The organism is Mesorhizobium sp. P2_C4 (assembly GCF_056404575.1).
This window is the reverse complement of sequence record NZ_JBFUDT010000002.1, coordinates 1,165,951-1,186,315: the sequence shown is the minus strand read 5'-3', so window position 1 is coordinate 1,186,315 and position 20,365 is coordinate 1,165,951. Positions and strand designations below refer to the sequence as shown.

The 20,365-nt window shown below is 62.9% G+C and carries 17 protein-coding genes; 8 read left to right on the top strand and 9 right to left on the bottom strand.

Features of this window, described 5'->3' with window-relative positions:
• Positions 1 to 8 precede the first annotated feature (8 nt).
• Positions 9 to 200, top strand: coding sequence for a hypothetical protein (locus AC1DX6_RS12030; protein WP_477313436.1), 192 nt, complete (start codon positions 9 to 11; stop codon positions 198 to 200).
• A 33-nt stretch (positions 201 to 233) separates the two neighbouring features.
• On the top strand, positions 234 to 1,007 hold the full coding sequence (gene hisN, locus AC1DX6_RS12025; protein ID WP_477313434.1) for a histidinol-phosphatase: 774 nt from the start codon (positions 234 to 236) through the stop codon (positions 1,005 to 1,007).
• A gap of 9 nt (positions 1,008 to 1,016) precedes the next feature.
• Here hisN and AC1DX6_RS12020 read toward each other — a convergent pair whose 3' ends face one another.
• The 3 genes from AC1DX6_RS12020 to AC1DX6_RS12010 all read right to left on the bottom strand — a co-directional run bounded on the left by AC1DX6_RS12020 (position 1,017) and on the right by AC1DX6_RS12010 (position 2,336).
• Positions 1,017 to 1,847, bottom strand: coding sequence for a helix-turn-helix transcriptional regulator (locus AC1DX6_RS12020; RefSeq protein ID WP_477313432.1), 831 nt, complete (start codon positions 1,845 to 1,847; stop codon positions 1,017 to 1,019).
• A gap of 102 nt (positions 1,848 to 1,949) precedes the next feature.
• Positions 1,950 to 2,183, bottom strand: coding sequence for a DUF1127 domain-containing protein (locus tag AC1DX6_RS12015; protein ID WP_477313430.1), 234 nt, complete (start codon positions 2,181 to 2,183; stop codon positions 1,950 to 1,952).
• Between the two features lie 3 nt (positions 2,184 to 2,186).
• The gene (locus AC1DX6_RS12010) at positions 2,187 to 2,336 is read right to left on the bottom strand and encodes a hypothetical protein (RefSeq protein WP_477313428.1); all 150 of its coding nucleotides are present in this window, start codon (positions 2,334 to 2,336) and stop codon (positions 2,187 to 2,189) included.
• Between the two features lie 215 nt (positions 2,337 to 2,551).
• Here AC1DX6_RS12010 and AC1DX6_RS12005 point away from each other — a divergent pair, with 215 nt between their 5' ends.
• The gene (locus AC1DX6_RS12005) at positions 2,552 to 3,064 is read left to right on the top strand and encodes a DUF1579 domain-containing protein (RefSeq protein ID WP_477313426.1); all 513 of its coding nucleotides are present in this window, start codon (positions 2,552 to 2,554) and stop codon (positions 3,062 to 3,064) included.
• A gap of 21 nt (positions 3,065 to 3,085) precedes the next feature.
• On the opposite strand, the gene AC1DX6_RS12000 is transcribed toward AC1DX6_RS12005, so the two are convergent.
• A complete protein-coding gene (locus AC1DX6_RS12000) occupies positions 3,086 to 4,042 on the bottom strand; it encodes an alpha/beta fold hydrolase (RefSeq protein ID WP_477313424.1) in 957 nt (318 codons plus the stop codon).
• A 463-nt stretch (positions 4,043 to 4,505) separates the two neighbouring features.
• On the opposite strand from AC1DX6_RS12000, the gene AC1DX6_RS11995 reads away from it, so the two are divergent.
• Together AC1DX6_RS11995 and AC1DX6_RS11990 are read left to right on the top strand one after the other, a co-directional pair.
• On the top strand, positions 4,506 to 4,973 hold the full coding sequence (locus tag AC1DX6_RS11995) for an Hsp20 family protein (RefSeq protein ID WP_477313422.1): 468 nt from the start codon (positions 4,506 to 4,508) through the stop codon (positions 4,971 to 4,973).
• Between the two features lie 142 nt (positions 4,974 to 5,115).
• On the top strand, positions 5,116 to 5,868 hold the full coding sequence (locus AC1DX6_RS11990) for a sulfite exporter TauE/SafE family protein (protein ID WP_477313420.1): 753 nt from the start codon (positions 5,116 to 5,118) through the stop codon (positions 5,866 to 5,868).
• On the opposite strand, the gene AC1DX6_RS11985 is transcribed toward AC1DX6_RS11990, so the two are convergent.
• Together AC1DX6_RS11985 and AC1DX6_RS11980 are read right to left on the bottom strand one after the other, a co-directional pair.
• Positions 5,865 to 6,773: an MBL fold metallo-hydrolase gene (locus tag AC1DX6_RS11985; protein WP_477313418.1), complete on the bottom strand. Its 909-nt coding sequence runs from the start codon at positions 6,771 to 6,773 to the stop codon at positions 5,865 to 5,867. The genes AC1DX6_RS11990 and AC1DX6_RS11985 overlap by 4 nt on opposite strands.
• Positions 6,774 to 6,782: 9 nt before the next feature.
• A complete protein-coding gene (locus AC1DX6_RS11980) occupies positions 6,783 to 7,832 on the bottom strand; it encodes a threonine aldolase family protein (protein WP_477313416.1) in 1,050 nt (349 codons plus the stop codon).
• Positions 7,833 to 8,330: 498 nt separating this feature from the next.
• Between AC1DX6_RS11980 and gltB the strand changes: the two genes are divergently transcribed.
• Together gltB and AC1DX6_RS11970 are read left to right on the top strand one after the other, a co-directional pair.
• Positions 8,331 to 13,067, top strand: coding sequence for a glutamate synthase large subunit (gene gltB, locus AC1DX6_RS11975; RefSeq protein WP_477313414.1), 4,737 nt, complete (start codon positions 8,331 to 8,333; stop codon positions 13,065 to 13,067).
• A gap of 144 nt (positions 13,068 to 13,211) precedes the next feature.
• Positions 13,212 to 14,666, top strand: a complete 1,455-nt coding sequence (locus tag AC1DX6_RS11970) for a glutamate synthase subunit beta (protein WP_477313412.1) — start codon at positions 13,212 to 13,214, stop codon at positions 14,664 to 14,666.
• Here the strand turns inward: AC1DX6_RS11970 and AC1DX6_RS11965 are convergent.
• Entirely contained in the window at positions 14,663 to 15,880 is a 1,218-nt protein-coding gene (locus AC1DX6_RS11965) for an SGNH/GDSL hydrolase family protein (RefSeq protein WP_477313410.1), read from the bottom strand. The genes AC1DX6_RS11970 and AC1DX6_RS11965 overlap by 4 nt on opposite strands.
• A gap of 53 nt (positions 15,881 to 15,933) precedes the next feature.
• Entirely contained in the window at positions 15,934 to 17,157 is a 1,224-nt protein-coding gene (locus AC1DX6_RS11960; RefSeq protein ID WP_477313408.1) for a lytic murein transglycosylase, read from the bottom strand.
• Positions 17,158 to 17,366: 209 nt separating this feature from the next.
• Here AC1DX6_RS11960 and galU point away from each other — a divergent pair, with 209 nt between their 5' ends.
• The gene (gene galU / locus AC1DX6_RS11955; protein ID WP_477313406.1) at positions 17,367 to 18,269 is read left to right on the top strand and encodes a UTP--glucose-1-phosphate uridylyltransferase GalU; all 903 of its coding nucleotides are present in this window, start codon (positions 17,367 to 17,369) and stop codon (positions 18,267 to 18,269) included.
• Positions 18,270 to 18,327: 58 nt separating this feature from the next.
• On the opposite strand, the gene AC1DX6_RS11950 is transcribed toward galU, so the two are convergent.
• A complete protein-coding gene (locus tag AC1DX6_RS11950; RefSeq protein WP_477313404.1) occupies positions 18,328 to 20,106 on the bottom strand; it encodes an outer membrane beta-barrel protein in 1,779 nt (592 codons plus the stop codon).
• Positions 20,107 to 20,365 lie beyond the last annotated feature (259 nt).

Genomic DNA, 20,365 nt, shown 5'->3' with positions numbered 1-20,365 from the left:
AGGAGGGCATGGACAGGAAAACCTGTCCGAGAACAAAACTATTGTGCGCTGCACAAATGTCAAGCGACCTTCAGGCTTTTTTAATTCACTATGATGTGGAAATTGCGTTCGATGGCATTTGCGTGACATTTGCGCAACAGCTATCGCTGCCCAAAAGTTTTGCACGCCCCTTGTTTTGGCGGGAAACCACCGGCAAATGACCTTTCCAGCATGCTGCAACGCGGGAGAATCAGTTGGACATCAGCATCGACTTCATGCGGCGCATCGCTCGTGCCGCCGCCGCCGAGACGTTGCCGCGTTTTCGCGCGCAAGGTGCGGTGGCCAACAAGGAGGCCGGCAGCTTCGACCCGGTGACCGAGGCTGACCGCGAGGCCGAGCGCGTCATCCGGGCGCTGATATCGGCGGAGTATCCCGACCACGGCATTCTTGGCGAGGAGCATGGCAGCGAGAACATCTCCAGGAGGCATGTCTGGGTGATCGATCCGATCGACGGCACGCGCGCTTTCATCTCCGGCCTGCCGGTATGGGGAACCTTGGTCGGGCTGACGGTCGACGGCGATGCAGTCGCCGGCATGATGGCGCAGCCCTTCACCGGCGAGCTGTTCTACGCCAACGCCTCCGGTTCCCACTATGAGGGCCCGGGCGGGCCGCGAAAGCTGGCGACGCGCAAGACGACGGATCTTTCCGCGGCGACGCTGTTCACCACCACGCCGGCGCTGTTCAAGGGCGAGGCGCGCAAGCGCTTTGACGCCTTCGAGAAGCAGGTCCAGCTCGTGCGCTACGGCGCCGATTGCTATGCGTTTTCGATGATCGCTTCCGGCAGCGTCGACATCGTTGCCGATCCCGGGTTGAAGCCCTATGACATCGTGGCGCTGATCCCGATCATCGAGAAGGCTGGCGGCGTCGTCACCACTTTCGAGGGCGGGCCGGCGGAAAAGGGTGGCGACATCCTGGCCGCGGCAACGCCGGAGCTTCATGCTGCGGCGATGGCGGCGCTGCGCGGATAGCGCTGTACGTCAGCGCTGATGGATCGAGCGCTGGAATTCCGCCGGCGTGCGGCTGTAAACCTGGCGGAACGCAGAACTGAAATGGCTGTGGCTGGAGAAGCCAAGGTCCATGCCCAAAGTGGTGAGGTCGTCATAGCGGCCAAGCAGGTCCAGCGCGCGCGCCAGCCTCAGCCGCAGGTAGTAACGGTACAGCGGCATCGCCTCGACCTGCTGGAACACCTGGGTAAGATAGACCGGCGAGACGCCGACCTCGGCGGCTATTTCGGCCAGCGTCCAGCGCCGCGACAGATCCGAGGACAGGACAAGCTTGGCGCGGTCCACCAGCTTCTGTCGCCCCGGACTGGCGCCGGCACCATGCGAGGTGCGCTCGCCCAAAGCGCGGCGCACCAGCGTCAGGGCGAGCGTTTCGGCCTCGAGCGTCTCGGCGACCTTGCGGCTCAGACTGTGGCGGAGCAAAGCCACCAGCGCCTGCGCGCGCGGATCGATGCGCCGCCGCTGGCGGCGAAACGCCAAAGTGCTGCCGCTGCGCATCTGGTCCTTCGGCGCCAGCTCCCGCAACAAGCTTTCCTCGATGACGAGATCCAGGCAGGCGTCGCCGCCCTCGACAGGATGGCTGATCCGATAGGCTTCCGCCTCGTTGAAAAACAACAGCTGATTGGCTTCGGCAACCGCATCGTTGCGATCGAGATGGCGCACGAAGACGCCGCGATAGGGAAACACCAGATGCGTGGCATGGGTGCACTCTTGCGCGCTCTTGTGCCGGCATTCGCCACTACAGACGATGTCCCGGATCACCGCGGTGCCGGTATCCAGCAGAAGCTGAACCGCGAATTGCGACATGCGTTCTTCCGTCGTTGCCGAACGGGACCCGGTATTGCGGTCCCGTTCGGCACTCTACGCGGTCGACCTGCCCATTCCTGTCAGCAGTCTGTCGAAGAGCCGTCAATTCCAGAAACGGCGCATCGATTCGCAATAGGCCGCGCCGCGTGACAGACCTATGTCCTTGAGCTGTTCCTCGGTCATTTCGAGCAAGGCCCGCCGGCTTCTGCGCTTCACCATCTGCCGGTCGATCCAGTTGGCCACCGCAATGATTTGCGCGGACAAGGACTGCCAGATCGTCAGCCGGTTTGAGGGACGAGCCACCGGCTGCGTTGCCGCTGCTTGATTGGAGCGCATCGGTCAGTCCTCACCCGAAACCGATGCGTCGGCTTCGTTCAGCACTTGCGCGCACTCCTCACAGCAAACCTCCACCGTTCTGCCGCCGACCTTCACGCGGATGGGGTTGGCGTCCAGTTTGCAGTCGCAAGCCGCACAGGTTTTCTCGGTCATGGTGTCATCTCCTTGGCGTTCAGTTCGACCTGGAGAGGAGCACTTGCGGATGTCAGCGGCTGTCAAAATCTTTAGCGACTTTGCGCCGTCGCCGCGGGCGTCGCCCGTCGCACCAAGGCGCAGCGGCAAAGCTCCTATGGGATTGCCCAACCCTCCTGACAGGAAGATGTCAGGAGACTTCCGCTATGGAGGTGTCATCAGAGGGAGGACTACACATGCCGACGCAGTCAATAGCCAGCCGCTCCGACAAGGTGCCGGCAGACGGCCGGGCCGATTTCGATTTCTTCTTCGGCAGCTGGGCTGTCAGCCATCGACGGTTGCGCAAGCGGCTTGCCGGCGACACCAACTGGGATGAATTTGGCGGAACATGCGACACGCGGCCGATCCTCGGCGGCCTCGGCAATTTCGACGACAATGTCATCGAATTGCCCGGTGGCAGCTATCGCGCCGCCACGGTCCGCACCTTCGATCCGGCGACGAGGCAATGGTCGATCTGGTGGATCGACGGCCGCAACCCGTTGACCATCGATGTGCCGATGCGCGGCACTTTTGCCGACGGCGTCGGCACGTTTCTGTGCGAGGATGTCTTCGAAGGCCGTCCGATCCAGGTTCGCTTCCTCTGGTCGCGGATCACGGGAGACTCGCCCCGCTGGGAGCAGGCCTTTTCAGCGGACGGCGGCAAGACATGGGAAACCAACTGGATCATGGACTTCGCCCGTCAGGCATGAACGCCGGAGTGCACTTGTCAGTCACGCGTTGTCGTCGGTTCCAGGGATGAAGGCATCGAAGGCGGCGAGCAGCGGCTCGCGGTAGATATCCCGTTCCTGCAGGATTTCATGGCGCGCGCCATCGATCATCAGCAGGGAGCCGAGACGCAAATGTCTGGTGTAGGCTTCCACGGCCCTGGTCGAGACGACCTGGTCGGCGCCGGCGGCGATCACCAGCAAGGGAACCTGGATCCTGGCCATGAAATCCGGGTCGCTGACGATTTCGGTCGCCTCGGCTGCGGCTTTCAGCCAGCGCATCGTCGGGCCGCCAAGCGCGAGTTGCGGATAGGCCTCGTAGATCCCAGTGTTGCGTCGATAGCGCTCCGGGTCCGATGTCACCTTGTTGGTGGCGAACGGTGCTGTTTCCCTCGGTCGCGGACCCCATGCCGCGTAAAGCCGGCCGAGGCCGAGAAAACACAAGACGGAGCAGACGCGGCGCACCGTTTTTATCGATACCGGCAGGTCTGGCACAGTGAAGAAAGGCGCGATCATCACCATGCGCCGCACGCGGTTCACCATCGAGGGCGCGGCGAGCAGTGCGATCACCGCCCCGGTCGAATGGGCCAGGATGTAGTATGGCCCACGGCAATCGGGCAGCACGATCTCCTCGAAGAACTGCTCCAGATCGCCGGTGTAGTCGTAGAAGCTGCGGACATAACCGCGCTGGCGGTCGCGGATCAGCCGGTCGGAAGCGCCCTGACCGCGCCAGTCGAGGGTGGCAATGCCAAAGCCCCGGTCGGCGAGGTTGCGGATGGTCTCGAAATATTTCTCGATGCACTCGTTGCGGCCGGTGAGCAGGACCACGGTGCCTTTCAACGGGCGTGCGACTGCCGGAAAAAGGCCGTAGCGGATCCGCTTGCCGTCGCGGGTGGTGAAAAAGCCGCCGGCAGCGTTTTCCGGTATCGGATTGTCGGGAGTCTGGTGGAAGAGGTCCGTCATTCGGCGCTTCGTCTTTTGGTGTCTCGCCTGACCCAGCGAGGCGTCGCATGGTGATAGACGGCCATGCGTCAAAAGCAAAGGATTTCCGGGAGATGGGAGAGCCGGACCCGGCAACGAGCAAGGCCGGAAGCCGCCTGCGGCGGCTTCCGGCCTCTGTCGATCCGGGAGGAAGGGACGTTACACCCGGCTCGGCCCCGTTGCGGTGCCTTGTCGGGCGCCGCTTGTTCCTAGTCTTGAACGCACTTTAGCGCCGGGTAGCTGAACGCGTGCCGAAGCCGCGGTTCATCTGCCGTTCATCGAGGGGCAAAAACCCATCGGCAGGCAAAATCTTGAAATGCTTTGGCCTTGTCCCCAAATGTTGGATGCGGTCGCCAATGTCGGGGCCGCTGGTCCAGCCGAAACGCCGCTCAAGGGTTTCGCACCGGCCATACGCAAACCATGTTGCTCAACAGGAGAACACCTCATGCGTCACGTTGATTTTTCCCCGCTCTATCGCTCGACCGTCGGTTTCGACCGTCTCTTCACCATGCTCGATTCGCTTGCGCAGCCAGACGGCGCGCAGACCTATCCGCCCTACAACATCGAGCGCACCGGCGAGGATTCCTATCGCATCTCGATGGCGGTCGCCGGCTTCTCGGACGAGGAAATCTCGATCGAAGCCCGTCGCAATGTGCTGACCGTCAAGGGTGAGCGCAAGGATGAGGGCACCGGCGAAGGTTCCGAGCTGCTCTATCGCGGCATTGCCTCGCGGGCCTTCGAGCGCCGTTTCCAGCTTGCCGACCACGTCGAAGTCGTCGGCGCTTCGCTGAAGAACGGCCTGCTCTTCGTCGACCTCAAGCGCAACATTCCCGAGGAGCTGAAGCCGCGCAAGATCGCGATCACGGCGTCTTCGGCCAAGGCCAAGCAGATCGAGGCCAAGAGCGCTGCGTAATGTAGCCTGAGATAAAAGCGTCTCCTCCCGAGACGAAAGCGGCGCCGAAAGGCGCCGCTTTTTTGTTGCGCCGAAATCCCTGTCCCCCAGAAGCATCAGTTCTGGCTCTTTTGCAGCCCGCGCCATCTTCACATGAAGGGCGATGTCTGATTTCTCCTTGGCGCTGACGGCGACCATTGCCACCACCTTCCTGCTTGCCGGCCTCGTCAAGGGCGTGACCGGCATGGGCCTGCCGACGCTGGCGATGGGCCTGCTCGGCACCATCATGCCGCCGGTCGCCGCGGCCTCACTGCTGATCGTGCCGTCCTTCGTCACCAATGTCTGGCAGCTGTTCGCCGGGCCGAGTTTTGCGTCGATCCTACGCCGGCTGTGGCTGATGATGATCGGCATCGTCATCGGCACGATGGCCGGCTCGCGGCTGCTGGCCAGCGACAACGTCAAATGGACGACCGCCGGCCTTGGCGCTGCGCTGATCGTCTATGCCGCTTTTACCTTGCTGGCGCGGCAGCTGACGGTTCCGGCATCGGCCGAGCGCTTGATGTCGCCTGTCGTCGGGTTCATCACCGGCATCGTCACCGGCGGTACAGGGGTGTTCGTGGTGCCAGCCGTTCCCTACATCCAGGCGCTGGGACTGAGCCGGGATGATCTGATCCAGGCGCTCGGGCTTTCCTTCACCGTGTCGACCATCGCGCTTGCGGTTGGCCTTGCCTCGCATGGTGCTTTCCAGGTCGAGCATATCGCGATGTCGTCGCTGGCCGTCGCGCCGGCCCTGCTCGGCATGTGGCTGGGGCAGGTGCTCAGGCAAAAGATCAGCCCGGAAACCTTCCGCCGCTGGTTTTTGGTCTTCCTGATCCTGCTTGGGCTCGAGCTTTTGGTGCGGCCCTTCCTCGCCTAGGATTCGGCCACTTGCTGGTGGCCGGTTGCGATGACCGCCTCGACATTTTGCCGGTGAACCGGCTCGTACAGTGCGAAGTACTCGACCGCACCTTTGGCGAACATGTCGGCGCCGAAGGTTTTCAAATCCTGCCTCGCCAGATCAGGCTCGTGCCGGCAGCGGAGCAGCTTTTGGACATAGTCTTGCGTCGCGGCGATCAGGCCTTTGTCATAGCCGCCTGCTTCTATCGCTGCCAGGGAGCCGTGATTGGGCAGGATGCGGTCTATCGGCCAGCCGGCCATGCGTTCGAGATCGACCAGATGTTGCGCCAGACGATCCGCCTCGCTGACATAGGTGATCGGGTCCTCCAGCGTGTCGCCTGCCAGCAGCAGGCCGGTGCCAGGCATCAACAGCACCGTGCCGTCATGGCTGTGGATCTCGACCTGGCGCAGTTCGACGGCGATCGATCCAACGGTGAGGTCAAGGCTGCGTTCGAAGGTCCTGTTCGGCAGCACGAGAGGTTTGATCGGCGGAACGCCGCCTTCGATCTCGGTCCGGTTGTTCGCCAGCGCCAAGACCGTGAGCTCGTTGGCGATGATCTCGCAATCCTCGAACACCTCATTGCCGGCAATGTGATCGTCATGCCAGTGGCTGAGAACGACCCGGATCGAGCTTACGCCCATGGCTTCGAGCGTCTGCCTGACAAAGCGCGCATGGGGCAGCGAAATATGCGTATCGTAGACAAGCGCCTCCGAGCCATCGACGATCGCATAGGTGCAGATGCCCAGGGCATAGGCGCCGTCGTCGAGCCAGTTCGGCTCGTCCGACCAGGCGCGAGCCCCGTCAATGCGGCCATCGTAGAAGCCCAGCACGTTTGACGCCGGGCGAACCAGCCGCATTGTTGAGCCGAGGGGTGAGATGGTCATCGGAAAAGCTCAGGCGATCATGTTGCCAAGGTGGTCGACTTCTTCGGTGGTCGTCGCAAAGCTGGCGACGAAGCGGTAGATCGCTTCATTGTCGCCGAGGTGGCCGTCGAAGCTTTGCGGCACGCCCCATTCATAGAATTTAGCGCCGGCGCCTTGCATTTTTTCTGCATTGGTGCGGTCGAAAATGGCGAACACTTCATTGGCCTGCGGCAGCCAAGCCAGCCGGCCGGACGGCGCATCCTCGATCGTCGCGGCCAGCCTTGCGGCCATCGCATTGGCGTGGCGCGCCATCCTCAGCCACAGATCGTCGGTGAAATAGGCTTCGAACTGAGCCGAGATGAAGCGCGCCTTGGAGAAGGTCTGCCCGGCGCGCTGGCGAAGCAGGCGCAAATCGTGCCCGATGTCGGGGTTCAGGACCACAACTGCATCGGCCATCCAGCAGCCGTTCTTGGTGCCGCCAAAGGAGATGATGTCGACGCCGCTTTTCCAGGTCATTTCCGCGGGACTGACCTCCGTCGCGGCAATGGCGTTGGCGAAGCGCGCGCCGTCCATTTGCAGCGGCAGCTTGTGACGGCGCGCGACCTCCGAGACAGCTTTGACGTCGTCGACGGTGTAGACCGTGCCGACCTCCGTCGCCTGGGTGATCGTCACCGCCATCGGCTGGCCGGCGGGGGCGAGGTCTTGCGAATAGCGTTTGATGGCCCGGTCGAGAGCCTGCGGATTGATGCGCCCCAATGGCCCCGGAACCGGCGACATGCGCGCTCCACCCGTGTAAAAACCTGCGGCGCCGAATTCATCGACATTCATGTGCGCTTCAGAATGGCAGAAGGCGACTCCGCCGATCCGGTTCAACGATGCCATCGACAGCGCGTTGGCCGCCGTGCCGGTGGCGACGAAGAAGACCGCAACCTCGCGCTCGAAGATTTCGTTGAAGCGCTTGTAGACGGCGCGGTCGAGGTCGCCGTCGCCGTAGGCGGTGGCGATGCCGGCAGCATGGCGGGTCAGGTTGGCCGAGATATCGGGATGGACGCCCGCCCAGTTGTCGGATGCAAAGAACATTAGGAAGGTCCATGTTTGGTTGTGAAGTCTGATGGCGAAAAAAGAGCGCGACCATGGCCGCTTCGGGGTTTGACGCGCAAGGGCCAAAGGCCGAAAAAGCGGTAAAGCCAGTGGCGGATCACGAAGGCGTGCGGAAGACCGAAGTTTTCGTTTCGGTCTCACCCCACGTAATTTTCTGTCGCCAAACGCCCAAGATTTTTGTGAATCGGTCTTGTGCGCTCTCAGGATTTCTGTCATAAAAATTTAGGACAGTAGTGCTGTCTTATTTTGTCGCACAAAACAGGCTGGATTGGCGTATCGTTGGGCCTCTCCGGCCGTTGCCGCGAGCGACAGGTAGACAGACTGGCTCTGGCCTGTACGAATACCAGATACGAACCATGCGGAAAGCCGCATGGTTCAGCCCAAGATTTCGCAAGACGTGCCGCAAGGATCAAGGGGGAGCCAAGCGCTTCCCGAGGCAAACCAGCGCCCGAACGGCTGGGAACGGAGGACAGGACGATGACGGACATGACGCTCTCTGCGACGAACGGCCAGGCCGCGCAGACGAAAGCGGCAACCGTCAAAAATACGTCCCTGACCACTATTGGCCGAACCGCCAACGGCTTTGCCGCGCAAGGTCTTTACCACCCGCGCAACGAGCATGATGCCTGCGGCGTCGGCTTCATCGTCAACATGAAGGGCGTGAAGTCGCACCAGATCGTCAAGGACGGCCTTGCCGTGCTCGAAAACCTGACGCATCGCGGCGCCGTCGGCGCCGATCCGCTGGTCGGTGATGGCGCCGGCGTGCTGGTGCAGCTTCCGGACGGTTTCTTCCGCGAAGAGATGGCAGCCCAGGGCATCGAACTGCCGCCGGCCGGTCAGTACGGCGTCGGACACTGGTTCATGCCGCAGGATGCGGCGCTGCGCGCCCATATCGAAGAAATCATCGCCGAATCGGCGCAGTCCGAAGGGCTGCCGCTGCTCGGCTTCCGCGACGTGCCGGTCGACAATGCGTCGTTGTCGAAGGCGCCTGATATCGTGGCGTCCGAGCCGTTCCACCGGCAGGTCTTCATCGGCCGCACGGCCGACATCACCGACGACGAAGAATACGAGGCGCGGCTCTATTTGCTGCGCAAGGTGATCTCCGGCCGCATTTACGCGGAGAACGACAACAAGGACATCGGTTCCTACTGCGTGTCGCTGTCGGCGCGCACCATCGTTTACAAGGGCATGTTCCTGGCCTACCAGGTCGGCGCTTACTACAAGGATCTCAAGGACCCGCGCTTCGAGACGGCGCTGATCCTCGTCCACCAGCGCTTCTCGACCAACACCTTCCCATCGTGGAAGCTGGCACATCCCTACCGCATGGTCGCCCACAATGGCGAGATCAACACCGTGCGCGGCAACAACAACTGGATGGCGGCGCGACAGGCATCGGTCGATTCCGAACTGTTCGGCAACAACATCTCGAAGCTGTGGCCGATCTCCTATGAGGGCCAGTCCGATACCGCGTGTTTCGACAACGCGCTCGAGTTCCTGTTCCAGGGCGGCTACAGCCTTAGCCACGCCATGATGATGCTGATCCCTGAGGCTTGGGCCGGCAACAAGCTGATGGATCAAGACCGCAAGGCTTTCTACGAATACCATGCCGCACTGATGGAGCCGTGGGATGGGCCGGCGGCGGTCGTGTTTACCGACGGCCGCCAGATCGGCGCCACGCTCGACCGCAACGGACTGCGCCCGGCACGCTACATCGTCACCGACGATGACCGCGTCATCATGGCCTCGGAAGCCGGCGTGCTGCCGGTGCCGGAAGAGAGGATCGTCAAGAAGTGGCGGCTGCAGCCCGGCCGTATGCTGCTGATCGACATCGAGAAGGGTCGTATCATCTCCGACGAGGAGCTCAAGTCGGAGATCGCCACCAAGCATCCCTACAAGACCTGGCTCGCCAACACGCAGCTCATCCTCGAAGATTTGAAGCCGGTCGCGCCGCGCGAATTGCGCCGGGACGTCAGCCTGCTCGATCGCCAGCAGGCGTTCGGCTACAGCCAGGAAGACACCAAGCTTTTGATGTCGCCGATGGCGACCACCGGCCAGGAAGCCGTGGGATCGATGGGCACCGACACGCCGATCTCGGCGATGTCGGACAAGTCGAAGCTGCTCTACACCTATTTCAAGCAGAACTTCGCCCAGGTCACCAACCCGCCGATCGACCCGATCCGCGAGGAGCTGGTGATGAGCCTGGTGTCCTTCATCGGGCCGCGGCCCAACATCTTCGACCTGGTCGGCAATTCGCGCCGCAAGCGGTTGGAAGTGCGCCAGCCGATCCTGACCAATGGCGATCTCGAAAAGATTCGCTCCATCGGCCACACCGAGGACCGCTTCGACACCAAGACGATCGACATCACCTATGGTTCGAACGAAGGCGCTGGCGGCATGCAGGGCGCCATCGACCGGCTGTGCGAGCGCTCGGAAGCGGCGGTGGCCGGCGGCTACAACATCATCATCCTGTCCGACCGCCAGGTCGGGCCGGACCGCATCGCCATTCCGGCACTGCTGGCGACGGCGGCGGTGCACCACCATTTGATCCGCAAGGGCTTGCGCACGTCGGTCGGTCTGGTCGTGGAATCCGGCGAGCCGCGCGAAGTGCATCATTTCTGCTGCCTTGCAGGCTACGGCGCCGAGGCGATCAACCCTTACCTTGCCTTCGACACGCTGCTCGACATGCACAAGCGTGGCGAACTGCCGAAGGAGGTCGACGCCTACGAAGTGGTCTCGCGCTACATCAAGTCGATCGGCAAGGGCATCCTCAAGGTGATGTCCAAGATGGGCATCTCGACCTACCAGTCCTATTGCGGCGCGCAGATCTTCGACGCCATCGGGCTGAAGACCGATTTCGTGGAGAAATACTTCACCGGCACCGCGACACTGATCGAGGGCGTCGGGCTGGACGAGATCGCGGCCGAGACGCTCAGCCGCCACACCGATGGTTTCGGCAACGACCCGGTGCTGCGCAACAGCCTCGAGGTGGGCGGCGAATACGTGTTCCGCATGCGCGGCGAAGCGCATATCTGGTCGCCGGATGCGGTGGCCACCCTGCAGCACGCCGTGCGCCAGGGCTCGTGGGAAACGTTCAAGGACTATTCCGCCCAGATCGACAGCGAGACAGCGCGAGCCCAGACCATTCGCGGCCTGTTCAAGATCAAGCTGGCGCAAGAGAGCGGCCGCAAGAAGGTCGCGATCGACGAGGTTATGCCGGCGGCCGACATCGTCAAGCGGTTCTCGACCGGGGCGATGTCCTTCGGCTCGATCTCACGTGAGGCGCACACCACGCTGGCGCGCGCCATGAACCAGATCGGCGGCAAGTCGAACACCGGCGAGGGCGGCGAAGAGGCCGACCGCTATCTGCCGCTGCCCGGCGGCGGCAAGAACCCCGAGCGCTCGGCGATCAAGCAGGTCGCCTCCGGGCGCTTCGGGGTGACGGCGGAATATCTGGTCAACTCCGACATGATGCAGATCAAGGTGGCGCAAGGCGCCAAGCCCGGCGAGGGTGGTCAGCTGCCCGGCCACAAGGTCGACGCAACCATCGCCAAGGTCAGGCATTCGACGCCGGGCGTCGGCCTGATCTCGCCGCCGCCGCATCACGACATCTATTCGATCGAGGATCTGGCGCAGCTGATCTACGATCTGAAGAACGTCAATCCGGCGGCCGACGTGTCGGTCAAGCTGGTTTCGGAAGTCGGTGTCGGCACGGTGGCGGCCGGCGTGGCCAAGGCGCGCGCCGACCACATCACCATCTCGGGCTATGATGGCGGCACCGGCGCGTCGCCGCTGACCTCGCTCAAGCATGCCGGCAGCCCGTGGGAAATGGGCCTCGCCGAGACGCACCAGACGCTGGTGCTGAACGGTCTGCGGGCGCGCGTGGCGCTGCAGGTCGATGGCGGCCTGCGCACCGGGCGCGACGTCATCATCGGCGCGCTGCTTGGCGCCGACGAGTTCGGCTTCTCGACCGCACCGCTGATCGCGGCCGGCTGCATCATGATGCGCAAGTGCCATCTCAACACCTGCCCGGTCGGCGTCGCGACGCAGGACCCGGTGCTGCGCAAGCGCTTCAAGGGCACGCCCGAGCACGTCATCAACTTCTTCTTCTATGTGGCGGAAGAGGTGCGCGGGTTGCTGGCCGAAATGGGCTACACCCATATCGACCAGATCATCGGCGACACCGACCTTCTGGAAAAGCGCGACCTGATCGTGCACTGGAAGGCGCGCGGGCTTGATTTCTCGAAGATGTTCTTCAAGCCCGATGCGCCGCATGCTTCCGTGCATTGGACCGAACGGCAGAAGCATCCGATCGACGACGTGCTCGACCGCAAGCTGATCGAACTGGCGAAGCCGGCGCTCGAGAGCAAGCAGCCGGTCAAGATCGAGGTCGACATCCGCAATGTCGACCGTTCGACCGGCGCCATGCTGTCGGGCGAAGTGGCCAAGCGCTTCAAGCACAAGGGCCTGCGCGAGGACTCGATCTCGGTGAAGCTGACCGGGACCGCCGGCCAGTCCTTTGGCGCCTTCCTGGCGCGCGGCATTTCGTTCGAGCTCGTCGGTGCGGCAAACGACTATGTCGGCAAGGGCCTGTCTGGCGGGCGCATCGTCATCCGGCCGCCGGAAGAGGCCAAGATCGTCGCGGCCGACTCCATCATCGTCGGCAATACGGTGCTTTATGGCGCAACCGAGGGCGAGGCTTATTTCGCCGGTGTCGCCGGCGAGCGTTTCGCTGTGCGCAACTCGGGCGTCGCCGCTGTCGTCGAAGGCGTCGGCGACCATGGCTGCGAATACATGACCGGCGGCATCGTCGTCGTCATCGGCCAGACCGGCCGCAACTTCGCCGCCGGCATGTCGGGCGGCGTTGCCTATGTGCTGGACGAGGCGGGTGACTTCGCCGAGCGCTGCAACATGGCGATGGTCGAGCTGGAACCTGTTCCAGAGGAAGACGATCTGATGGAAAAGCTGCTCCATCACGGCGGCGACCTCGATCACAAGGGCCGCGTCGACGTCTCCGGCGATATGACCAGCCATGACGAGGAGCGGCTCTACCAGCTGATCTCGAACCATGTGCATTACACGGGTTCGGTCAGGGGGCGCGAAATCCTCGACGACTGGACGACTTTCCGGCCGAAATTCCGGAAAATCATGCCGGTCGAGTACCGCCGTGCGCTGATCGAGATGGAACGCATGCGCATGGGCGTGGCGGCGGAATAGGCTTTGGGAACTGCCGGGAAGCCCAGGCTTCCCGGTCAATACTTTCATCGACAGTTTGACCTCGGGCGCAAGGTTGCCATGGCTGCCTCAAGAGGTTAACGGGTGCGGCGAAAACCGCACCATCTGGACAGCAGGAACTGGACTATGGGCAAGGTAACAGGCTTTCTCGAAATCGACCGGCAGGTGCACAAGTACCAGCCGGCCTCCGACCGCATCCGGCATTTCCGAGAATTCACGCTGCCGATGTCGGACAAGGAGGTCGAGAAACAGGCCGCGCGCTGCATGGATTGCGGCATTCCGTTTTGTCATGGGCCGACAGGCTGTCCGATCCACAACCAGATCCCGGACTGGAACGACCTCGTCTACAATGGCGACTGGGACAATGCGATCCGCAACCTGCATTCGACCAACAATTTCCCCGAATTTACCGGCCGCATCTGCCCCGCACCTTGCGAGGAAGCCTGCACGCTGAACCTCGAGGACATTCCGGTCGCCATCAAGACGGTCGAGCAGGCGATCGCCGACAAGGCCTATGAAACCGGCCATATCAGGCCCTATCCGCCGGAAAAGAAGACCGGAAAACGCGTCGCCATCATCGGCTCGGGACCAGCCGGCATGGCCGCCGCCCAGCAGCTCGGCCGCGCCGGTCATGAGGTCAGTGTCTATGAGCGCGAAAGCCGGCCGGGCGGGCTGATGCGCTATGGCATTCCCGACTTCAAGATCGAGAAGCACTATATCGACCGGCGCATCGAGCAGATGCAGGGCGAGGGCGTGACCTTCCATTGCGGCGTCAATGTCGGCGTCGACAAGAAGGTCAGCGAGCTGCTCGCGGAATATGATGCGGTGCTCTATTGCGGCGGTTCGGAAACGCCGCGCGCTGCCGGCATTCCCGGCGACGATCTCGACGGCGTGCATGATGCGATGCCGTATCTGGTGCAGCAGAACAAGCGCGTCGGCGGCGAGCCGATCCAGTCGGTGGCGTGGCACGCGGCGCCGATCGTTGCCGGCGGTCAGCACGTCGTCGTCGTCGGTGGCGGCGACACCGCCTCCGACTGCGTCGGTACCGCCTTTCGCCAGGGCGCCGTGCGCGTCACCCAGCTCGACATCCGGCCGCAGCCGCCGGAAAAGGAAGACAAGCTCTCGGTCTGGCCCTACTGGGCAACCAAGATGCGCACTTCGTCGTCGCAGGCCGAAGGCGCCGAGCGTGAATTCCAGGTGGCGACGCTCGAATTCATCGGCGAAGAGGGCCAGCTGACGGGCGTCAAATGCTGTGAGGTCGATGACAAGCGCAAGCCGATCGCCGGCACCGAATTCGTCATCCGTGCCGATCTCGCCTTCATCGCCATCGGCTTTGCCGGACCGACCACCGCCGGACTGGTGTCGGAATTGGATGGTCAGATGAAGATCGTCACCGACAGCCGCCGTTCGAAAAATGTCGAGGCCAACGATCGCGACTACAAGACCAGCGTCGACAGGCTCTATGCGGCGGGCGATGTGCGTCGCGGCCAGTCGCTGGTTGTCTGGGCGATCCGCGAGGGCCGCCAGGCGGCGCGCTCGATCGACGAAGCACTGATGGGATCGACTGTTCTACCCCGTTAAGGGTTGATCGCCGTCGTTGTCTCGCCTGCGGCCGCCGTCGCCGGCTGGGTCTTGGGCGGCCAGGAAAAATCGTCGGCGCGGCCCGGCGAGGCAGCGGACGCCTTGCCCTCGATGACCAGTTTTTCGCCGGGCAGGTTCACATCCGCCTTTGTCGGTGGCGCTGCACCGAGAAGTTCCGAACCGCCGTCGAGCGCCGGATCGCTGAGCAGCATCGGCACGGTGCGATCGACAACGATGGGGGCAGCGGCCGGCGACGGCACTTCGACCGGGGCGCCAGCGGGCGCAGATGCCGTCACCGCGCCGCCTGGTGCTGTCAGCCCAAGGATCTTCATCAGCGGCTTTTCGGTATAGAAGGCGAGCTTGCGCTTGCCGGCCTTCGACACGTTGATGCCGTCATCCGAGCGCAGGCGCACCGCCTGGCCGTTAATATCGGGTCCGGTGGTGACGAAGGCGCCGTTCTCGTCGACGAATCCGTCCCAGATGTCGACGAATTCACCGCCACCGCTTTCGGCCGCCGAATGATAGATGTCGTTGAAGGCCAGCATGTCGGACGTCATTTTCGGCACCCGGAAAGCCGGCATGCCAACCCACAGGAAGGGCACCTTGGTCGACGCAATGGCCTTGCCCAGCGCATCGGTCCGGCGCTCATATTCCTTGGTCCAGTTCTCGGATCGCGGCTGTTCGCGCACGTCATTGACGCGCATCTGCTGGCGATCGTTGGACCCCAGCATGACGACGACAGCCGCGGGCTTCTCGATCTCGATCAACGACTTGATCTGTTCGGGCCAGTTGTAGAAATCATCACGCACGAAACCGGACGAGCCGTTGCTGCGAGCGACGATCCTGACGCCGGGATTTTCGGCAAAGGCGGTATCGAGGCCTTCCGCAAGGCCGCTTGCCATGAAATCGCCGACCACCAGAACGACGCGGGCATCCGGTGTTTTCTCGACAATCGGTATTGCCGGTTCGGCCGGTGGGCGAGGTGCCTTCTTTCTTGCCTTGGGCCGCGGCTTCTGGATGTCAAGCGGCGGCTCTACCCGCTCACTTCTGCGCGGGAACAACAGGTCGCGCAGCGACCAGCCCCGGTTTTGCTGTTCCTGCGCGATTGCCGGCGTGTGAAAGGAGCTGGCGGCGGCGACTGCCAGAACCGCAACAGCCAGAATCAGGATCGGCATGCGACGGACGATGACCCGGATACGCGCGACCGAAACCAATCACCCTCTCCATCCCTGGCGCATGACCCCGAAATCGGGGCCGCGCGGCGGCTCTATTTTTGTCGGAGCCATTTGAGCACTTCCATGCTCGGATACCCGTCCTGGGTCAAGCCGACCTTCGCCTGATAGGTCATGATGGCGGTTTTGGTGCCGTCACCGATCTTGCCGTCGAACTTGCCGTCGTAAAGCCCGTGCTGCGAAAGCCGCTTCTGCAGCTCTTGCCTTTCTTCGAAGCTGAGCTTGGTGAAAGGCCGTTTCCAGTCCTGCACGAGACCACTGGAACCGGCGATTTCGTCGGCAAGAAGGCCGACGGCCAGCGCATATTTGTCGGCGTTGTTGTAGGCCTTGATGACCGAGAAATTCTTGATCATCAGGAAGGCCGGTCCATCGCGGCCGTCCGGCACCTTCAATGTCGCCTTGTCGGCGACGTTCTTGAACGGCTTGCCATTGGCCCTGACGACGCCGAGCGCCTGCCATTGCGCCAATGTCTTCGCGCCGGCGGGGAGCTTGCCGGCCGGCAGCGTGACCTCGTAGCCCCAGGTCTTGCCGGCCTGCCAGCCATTCTTCTTCAACAGATTGGCGGCGGTTGCCAGCGCATCGGGGATCGAATTCCAGATGTCGCGCTTGCCATTGCCGTCCATGTCGACGGCATAGTGCTGATAGCTGGTCGGGATGAACTGGGTATGGCCCATGGCGCCGGCCCAGGATCCGCTGAGATGGCTTTCATCGATGTCGCCCGTCTGCAGGATCTTCAATGCGGCGATCAGTTGGGTGCGGGCGAATTTCCCCCGCTTCGGATCGGCATAGGCCAAGGTCGCCAGCGAGCGCACGACATTGCGCATAATGTCGTCGCGCTTGAGGATCTCGCCATAGTTCGATTCCATCGACCAGATGGCGAGCAGGATGTCGCGGTCGACGCCGAACCGTGCTTCGATGCGGTCGAGCCAGGGCTTCCATTTCTTCGCCATCTGCTGGCCAACGGCGACCGACTGGTCATGGACCCGGTTGTCGAAATAATCCCATGCCGGGGCGGTGAATTCAGGCTGCGTGCGTGCCTTTTCCAGCACCACCGGGTCAATATCCCTGATATCCTTGAAGGCCTGGTCGTAGACGGCGCCGGAAACGCCGCCTTGCACGGCGGTTGCCCGGAAGCCGGCGACCCATTGCCGGAAGCCGGCATCGGCAAAAGCCGGCCCGGCCGGCATCAGCAAGGCGAGCGAGAGGCTGGCGGCCGTCATGACGCTGGTGAAGAGTTTTGCGGCATTGCGAACGGACATCTTTTCCTCCTTCTTCATCTCAGGAAGATCATTCATCGCCGAACCCGGTTAGGATTTAGTTTACCATAGGAGCCGTCGGGAACGAAAAGACGCGTCGATGCTTTACGCACAGCAAGTTTCTCACCAGACCTTCCGTAATCCCCGATTCCGGCGTGAAAATGTCTCGGAGCGGGATTGCGGAGCAGGCCCCCAAACGGATAATTGACAGCATGAAGAGAGTTCGCAAGGCAGTTTTCCCGGTCGCCGGCCTCGGCACGCGGTTCCTCCCGGCCACCAAGGCTATCCCCAAGGAAATGCTGACCGTCGTCGACAGACCGGTCATCCAGTATGTTGTCGATGAGGCGCGCGAGGCCGGCATCGAACATTTCATCTTCGTCACCGGCCGCAACAAGGCGGTCATCGAAGACCATTTCGACGTCCAGTTCGAGCTCTACGACACGCTCGCCCAGCGCGGCAAGGATGACCAGCTCGCTCGCCTGCAGCGGCTGCAACCGGCGCCGGGACAGACCAGCTTTACCCGCCAGCAGGTGCCGATGGGGCTTGGCCATGCCGTCTGGTGCGCGCGCGAACTGGTCGGCGACGAGCCTTTCGCGCTGCTGTTGCCCGACATGATCATGCAGTCGGAAAAGAGCTGCATGAAGGAGATGGTCGAGCTCTACCAGGAGACCGGCAACAACATCATCGCCGTGCAGGAATGCGACCCGGCCGAGGCGCACAAATACGGCATCGTCGGCCGCGGCGAGGATACGCATCACGGCTTCCGCATCACCGAGATGGTGGAGAAGCCGAAGACCGGCACCGCACCGTCCAATCTCTACATCAACGGCCGCTACATCCTGCAGCCGGAAATCTTCGGGATTCTCGAAGGCCAGGAAAAGGGCGCCGGCAACGAAATCCAGCTCACCGATGCGATGCTGAAGCTGGAAAAGCAGCAGTCCTTCTACGGCTACCACTATCAGGGCCGCACCTTCGATTGCGGTTCGCCGGAAGGCTTCGTCGAGGCCAATGTCGCCTTCGCGCTGTGGCGCAGCGACATGAACGAGAACATGTCGGGCGTCATCCGCACGCTGCTCGATGAGATAAAACCGTCGGAACGGCGCGGTGCCGCCTAAGGCAGGTAACCTTGGTGTCAGGCTGGCTTTGCCTGACATGTCCGCCTGGCCAGACTTCCTAGCGTTGCAGCTTCAGCCCGAGGTAGATGCTGTTGGCGGTGTAGTTGCGGCCTGGCAGGTTGCTGGTCAGCTTTTCGGTGCGGGCGCGGCTGGTGAGGCCGACATAGCGGTTCAGCCACCATGTCAGCCCGGCCTCGGCGCTTAGCGTCAGGTCATGCCCGTCGGAGCCGGTGTAGTCGCGCCAGTCGAGGCCGAGTGCGGCGTTGCCGGTCAGGTCGGCGCGAATCTGCCGCTCGCCGGTGAGGCGACCGGAATAGAGGATGTCGCCGCTTTCGTTGGCGGCTGTGGTGCCGTCGATGGTGGTCTTCCCGGTGAGGCCGATGATGGTGCCGCGCTCGGGCGACCATTTGAGGTCGGCATTCACCGTTGCCCCCGCGATTGCCGCCAGGCGATCGTCGTCGATCGCTTCGCGGAGCCAGCCGGCGGAGAATTCGCCAGTCAGCTTCTCGCCCATGTCGAGTTCGACGCCGGCGCGCGCGCCGAGGCGGGTGGATGACCGTTCGAATCCGCCCGAATCGACACGCAGATCATAGGCACGGCGTCCGACCTCGACCTCGGCAAAAGGCGTGATGGCAGGCGAGATCTCGTAGCCGGTGCGCAAAGTCGCCGTGTAGAGTGTGGAGTCGCGATCCTTCTGCGACAACACGGTGCCGTTTGTCAGCTCGGCGTCGCCATAGATGTCGTGAGAGACCGCGCCGGTCAGCGCGAAGCGCAGCTTGCCGACGTCCTTCTCGATGCCCAGGCTGCCGTCGATGGTCTGGCGGATCGGCTGCGATTTGACGCCGGCAATGGCATCGGGTGAGGAGGCGGATTCCGGCGCAATTTCGTAGCCGAGCTTGGCGATGGCCCGCAGTTCATTGTCGAGATCGACGTTCAGGGTGCCTTCGAGGCGGCCGCGCCCTTCATTGATCTTCTTGCCCGAAATGGTGTTGCGGAAGTTGCCGTAGCCGTCGATGACCGCCGAGTTCTCGCGCCAGTCGGAGGCGGCGGAAAAACGCAGCGCCGTTTCGGACAGCACCGCCGACGTCCCGCCGCTGCTGGAATCGGCATTCGACGTTGCCGTCACGCCTTGCTCAAGCGTCGGCCGGAGCAGGAAGGTGCCAACCTTGATGCCGGTTGCGGCGTAGGGATCGTCTTCGGGCTTCTTCTTCAGGCCTTCGATGGAGCCGGTGCGCTCGGCGCCGGGATCAAGCTTCTGCCGGTCGGCGCTGTCGATGGTGAGGGCACGGCGGTTGGTTGTGTCCTGGTCCGCATCGTCTGCTGCTGTGTCGGTCGAAGTGGTTGCGATCGTGGTTGGGTCCGTTGCCTTGCCGAGCTTCTTCTTGGCGGTGGCCTTGTCCTTGGTCGTGTCTGCATCGGCGGCGCGCTGCTTTGCGGTCGACGGCCGGCGCGGCTTAACCGGGGGCGGATTGTCGCCAAAACTGTCGTCGGTGGCCGCTGGCGAATCAAAGATGCTGCCGGTCGGCGGTGTCGCGCCGGTGTCGTCCGGCACGGCGCCGGCACTTGCCGGCAGATAGGTCGTAGGGGTTGGCGGGTTGGCCTGGGCGGCGGCATCGGCGGGTGTCGCCGGATTCTGAGATCCGGCTGTGCTCAGTTGCCTCACCTTGCGCTGCTGGTCAAACAAGATCGCCGATTCCGAAACCTCGCCGCGCAGCTCGGTCTCCTGGGCGCAAATCGTTGTTGGCCGCAGCAAAGCGAAAATGCTGGCCGCCAGCAGCAGTGCGCTGATGGCCTTGCCGTTTCGACCTCTTTTGCTTTCAGGCTGGGCCCGCGACATCGTCACCACTGCTTGCGCGGCGCAAGCGCGCCATACTCTTACCGAACCGTAAATGGGGATGGTTAACGGAGGGTTGAGGCGGCGGCCCAATGACCCTCAAAACGGCGATGTCCTAGGGGATTCATGCGGTGCGCTCCAAGCACCTTGTTTTCATGCCTGTCGCTGTCGCAAAACCGCTGCACAACCTTGGGTCAAGCCCGAGACCAGGCTTTTGGGCGACAGGCGTGAGGTGGCATTTCTGTTGGACAGGCGAGCGCCA

Coding starts and splice junctions, on each gene's coding strand:
- AC1DX6_RS12030 (WP_477313436.1), top strand. CDS start 9: ATGGACAGGAAAACCTGTCCGAGAACAAAACTATTGTGCGCTGCACAA.
- AC1DX6_RS12020 (WP_477313432.1), bottom strand. CDS start 1,847: ATGTCGCAATTCGCGGTTCAGCTTCTGCTGGATACCGGCACCGCGGTG.
- AC1DX6_RS12015 (WP_477313430.1), bottom strand. CDS start 2,183: ATGCGCTCCAATCAAGCAGCGGCAACGCAGCCGGTGGCTCGTCCCTCA.
- AC1DX6_RS12010 (WP_477313428.1), bottom strand. CDS start 2,336: ATGACCGAGAAAACCTGTGCGGCTTGCGACTGCAAACTGGACGCCAAC.
- AC1DX6_RS12005 (WP_477313426.1), top strand. CDS start 2,552: ATGCCGACGCAGTCAATAGCCAGCCGCTCCGACAAGGTGCCGGCAGAC.
- AC1DX6_RS12000 (WP_477313424.1), bottom strand. CDS start 4,042: ATGACGGACCTCTTCCACCAGACTCCCGACAATCCGATACCGGAAAAC.
- AC1DX6_RS11995 (WP_477313422.1), top strand. CDS start 4,506: ATGCGTCACGTTGATTTTTCCCCGCTCTATCGCTCGACCGTCGGTTTC.
- AC1DX6_RS11990 (WP_477313420.1), top strand. CDS start 5,116: ATGTCTGATTTCTCCTTGGCGCTGACGGCGACCATTGCCACCACCTTC.
- AC1DX6_RS11985 (WP_477313418.1), bottom strand. CDS start 6,773: ATGACCATCTCACCCCTCGGCTCAACAATGCGGCTGGTTCGCCCGGCG.
- AC1DX6_RS11980 (WP_477313416.1), bottom strand. CDS start 7,832: ATGTTCTTTGCATCCGACAACTGGGCGGGCGTCCATCCCGATATCTCG.
- gltB (WP_477313414.1), top strand. CDS start 8,331: ATGACGGACATGACGCTCTCTGCGACGAACGGCCAGGCCGCGCAGACG.
- AC1DX6_RS11970 (WP_477313412.1), top strand. CDS start 13,212: ATGGGCAAGGTAACAGGCTTTCTCGAAATCGACCGGCAGGTGCACAAG.
- AC1DX6_RS11960 (WP_477313408.1), bottom strand. CDS start 17,157: ATGTCCGTTCGCAATGCCGCAAAACTCTTCACCAGCGTCATGACGGCC.
- galU (WP_477313406.1), top strand. CDS start 17,367: ATGAAGAGAGTTCGCAAGGCAGTTTTCCCGGTCGCCGGCCTCGGCACG.
- AC1DX6_RS11950 (WP_477313404.1), bottom strand. CDS start 20,106: ATGTCGCGGGCCCAGCCTGAAAGCAAAAGAGGTCGAAACGGCAAGGCC.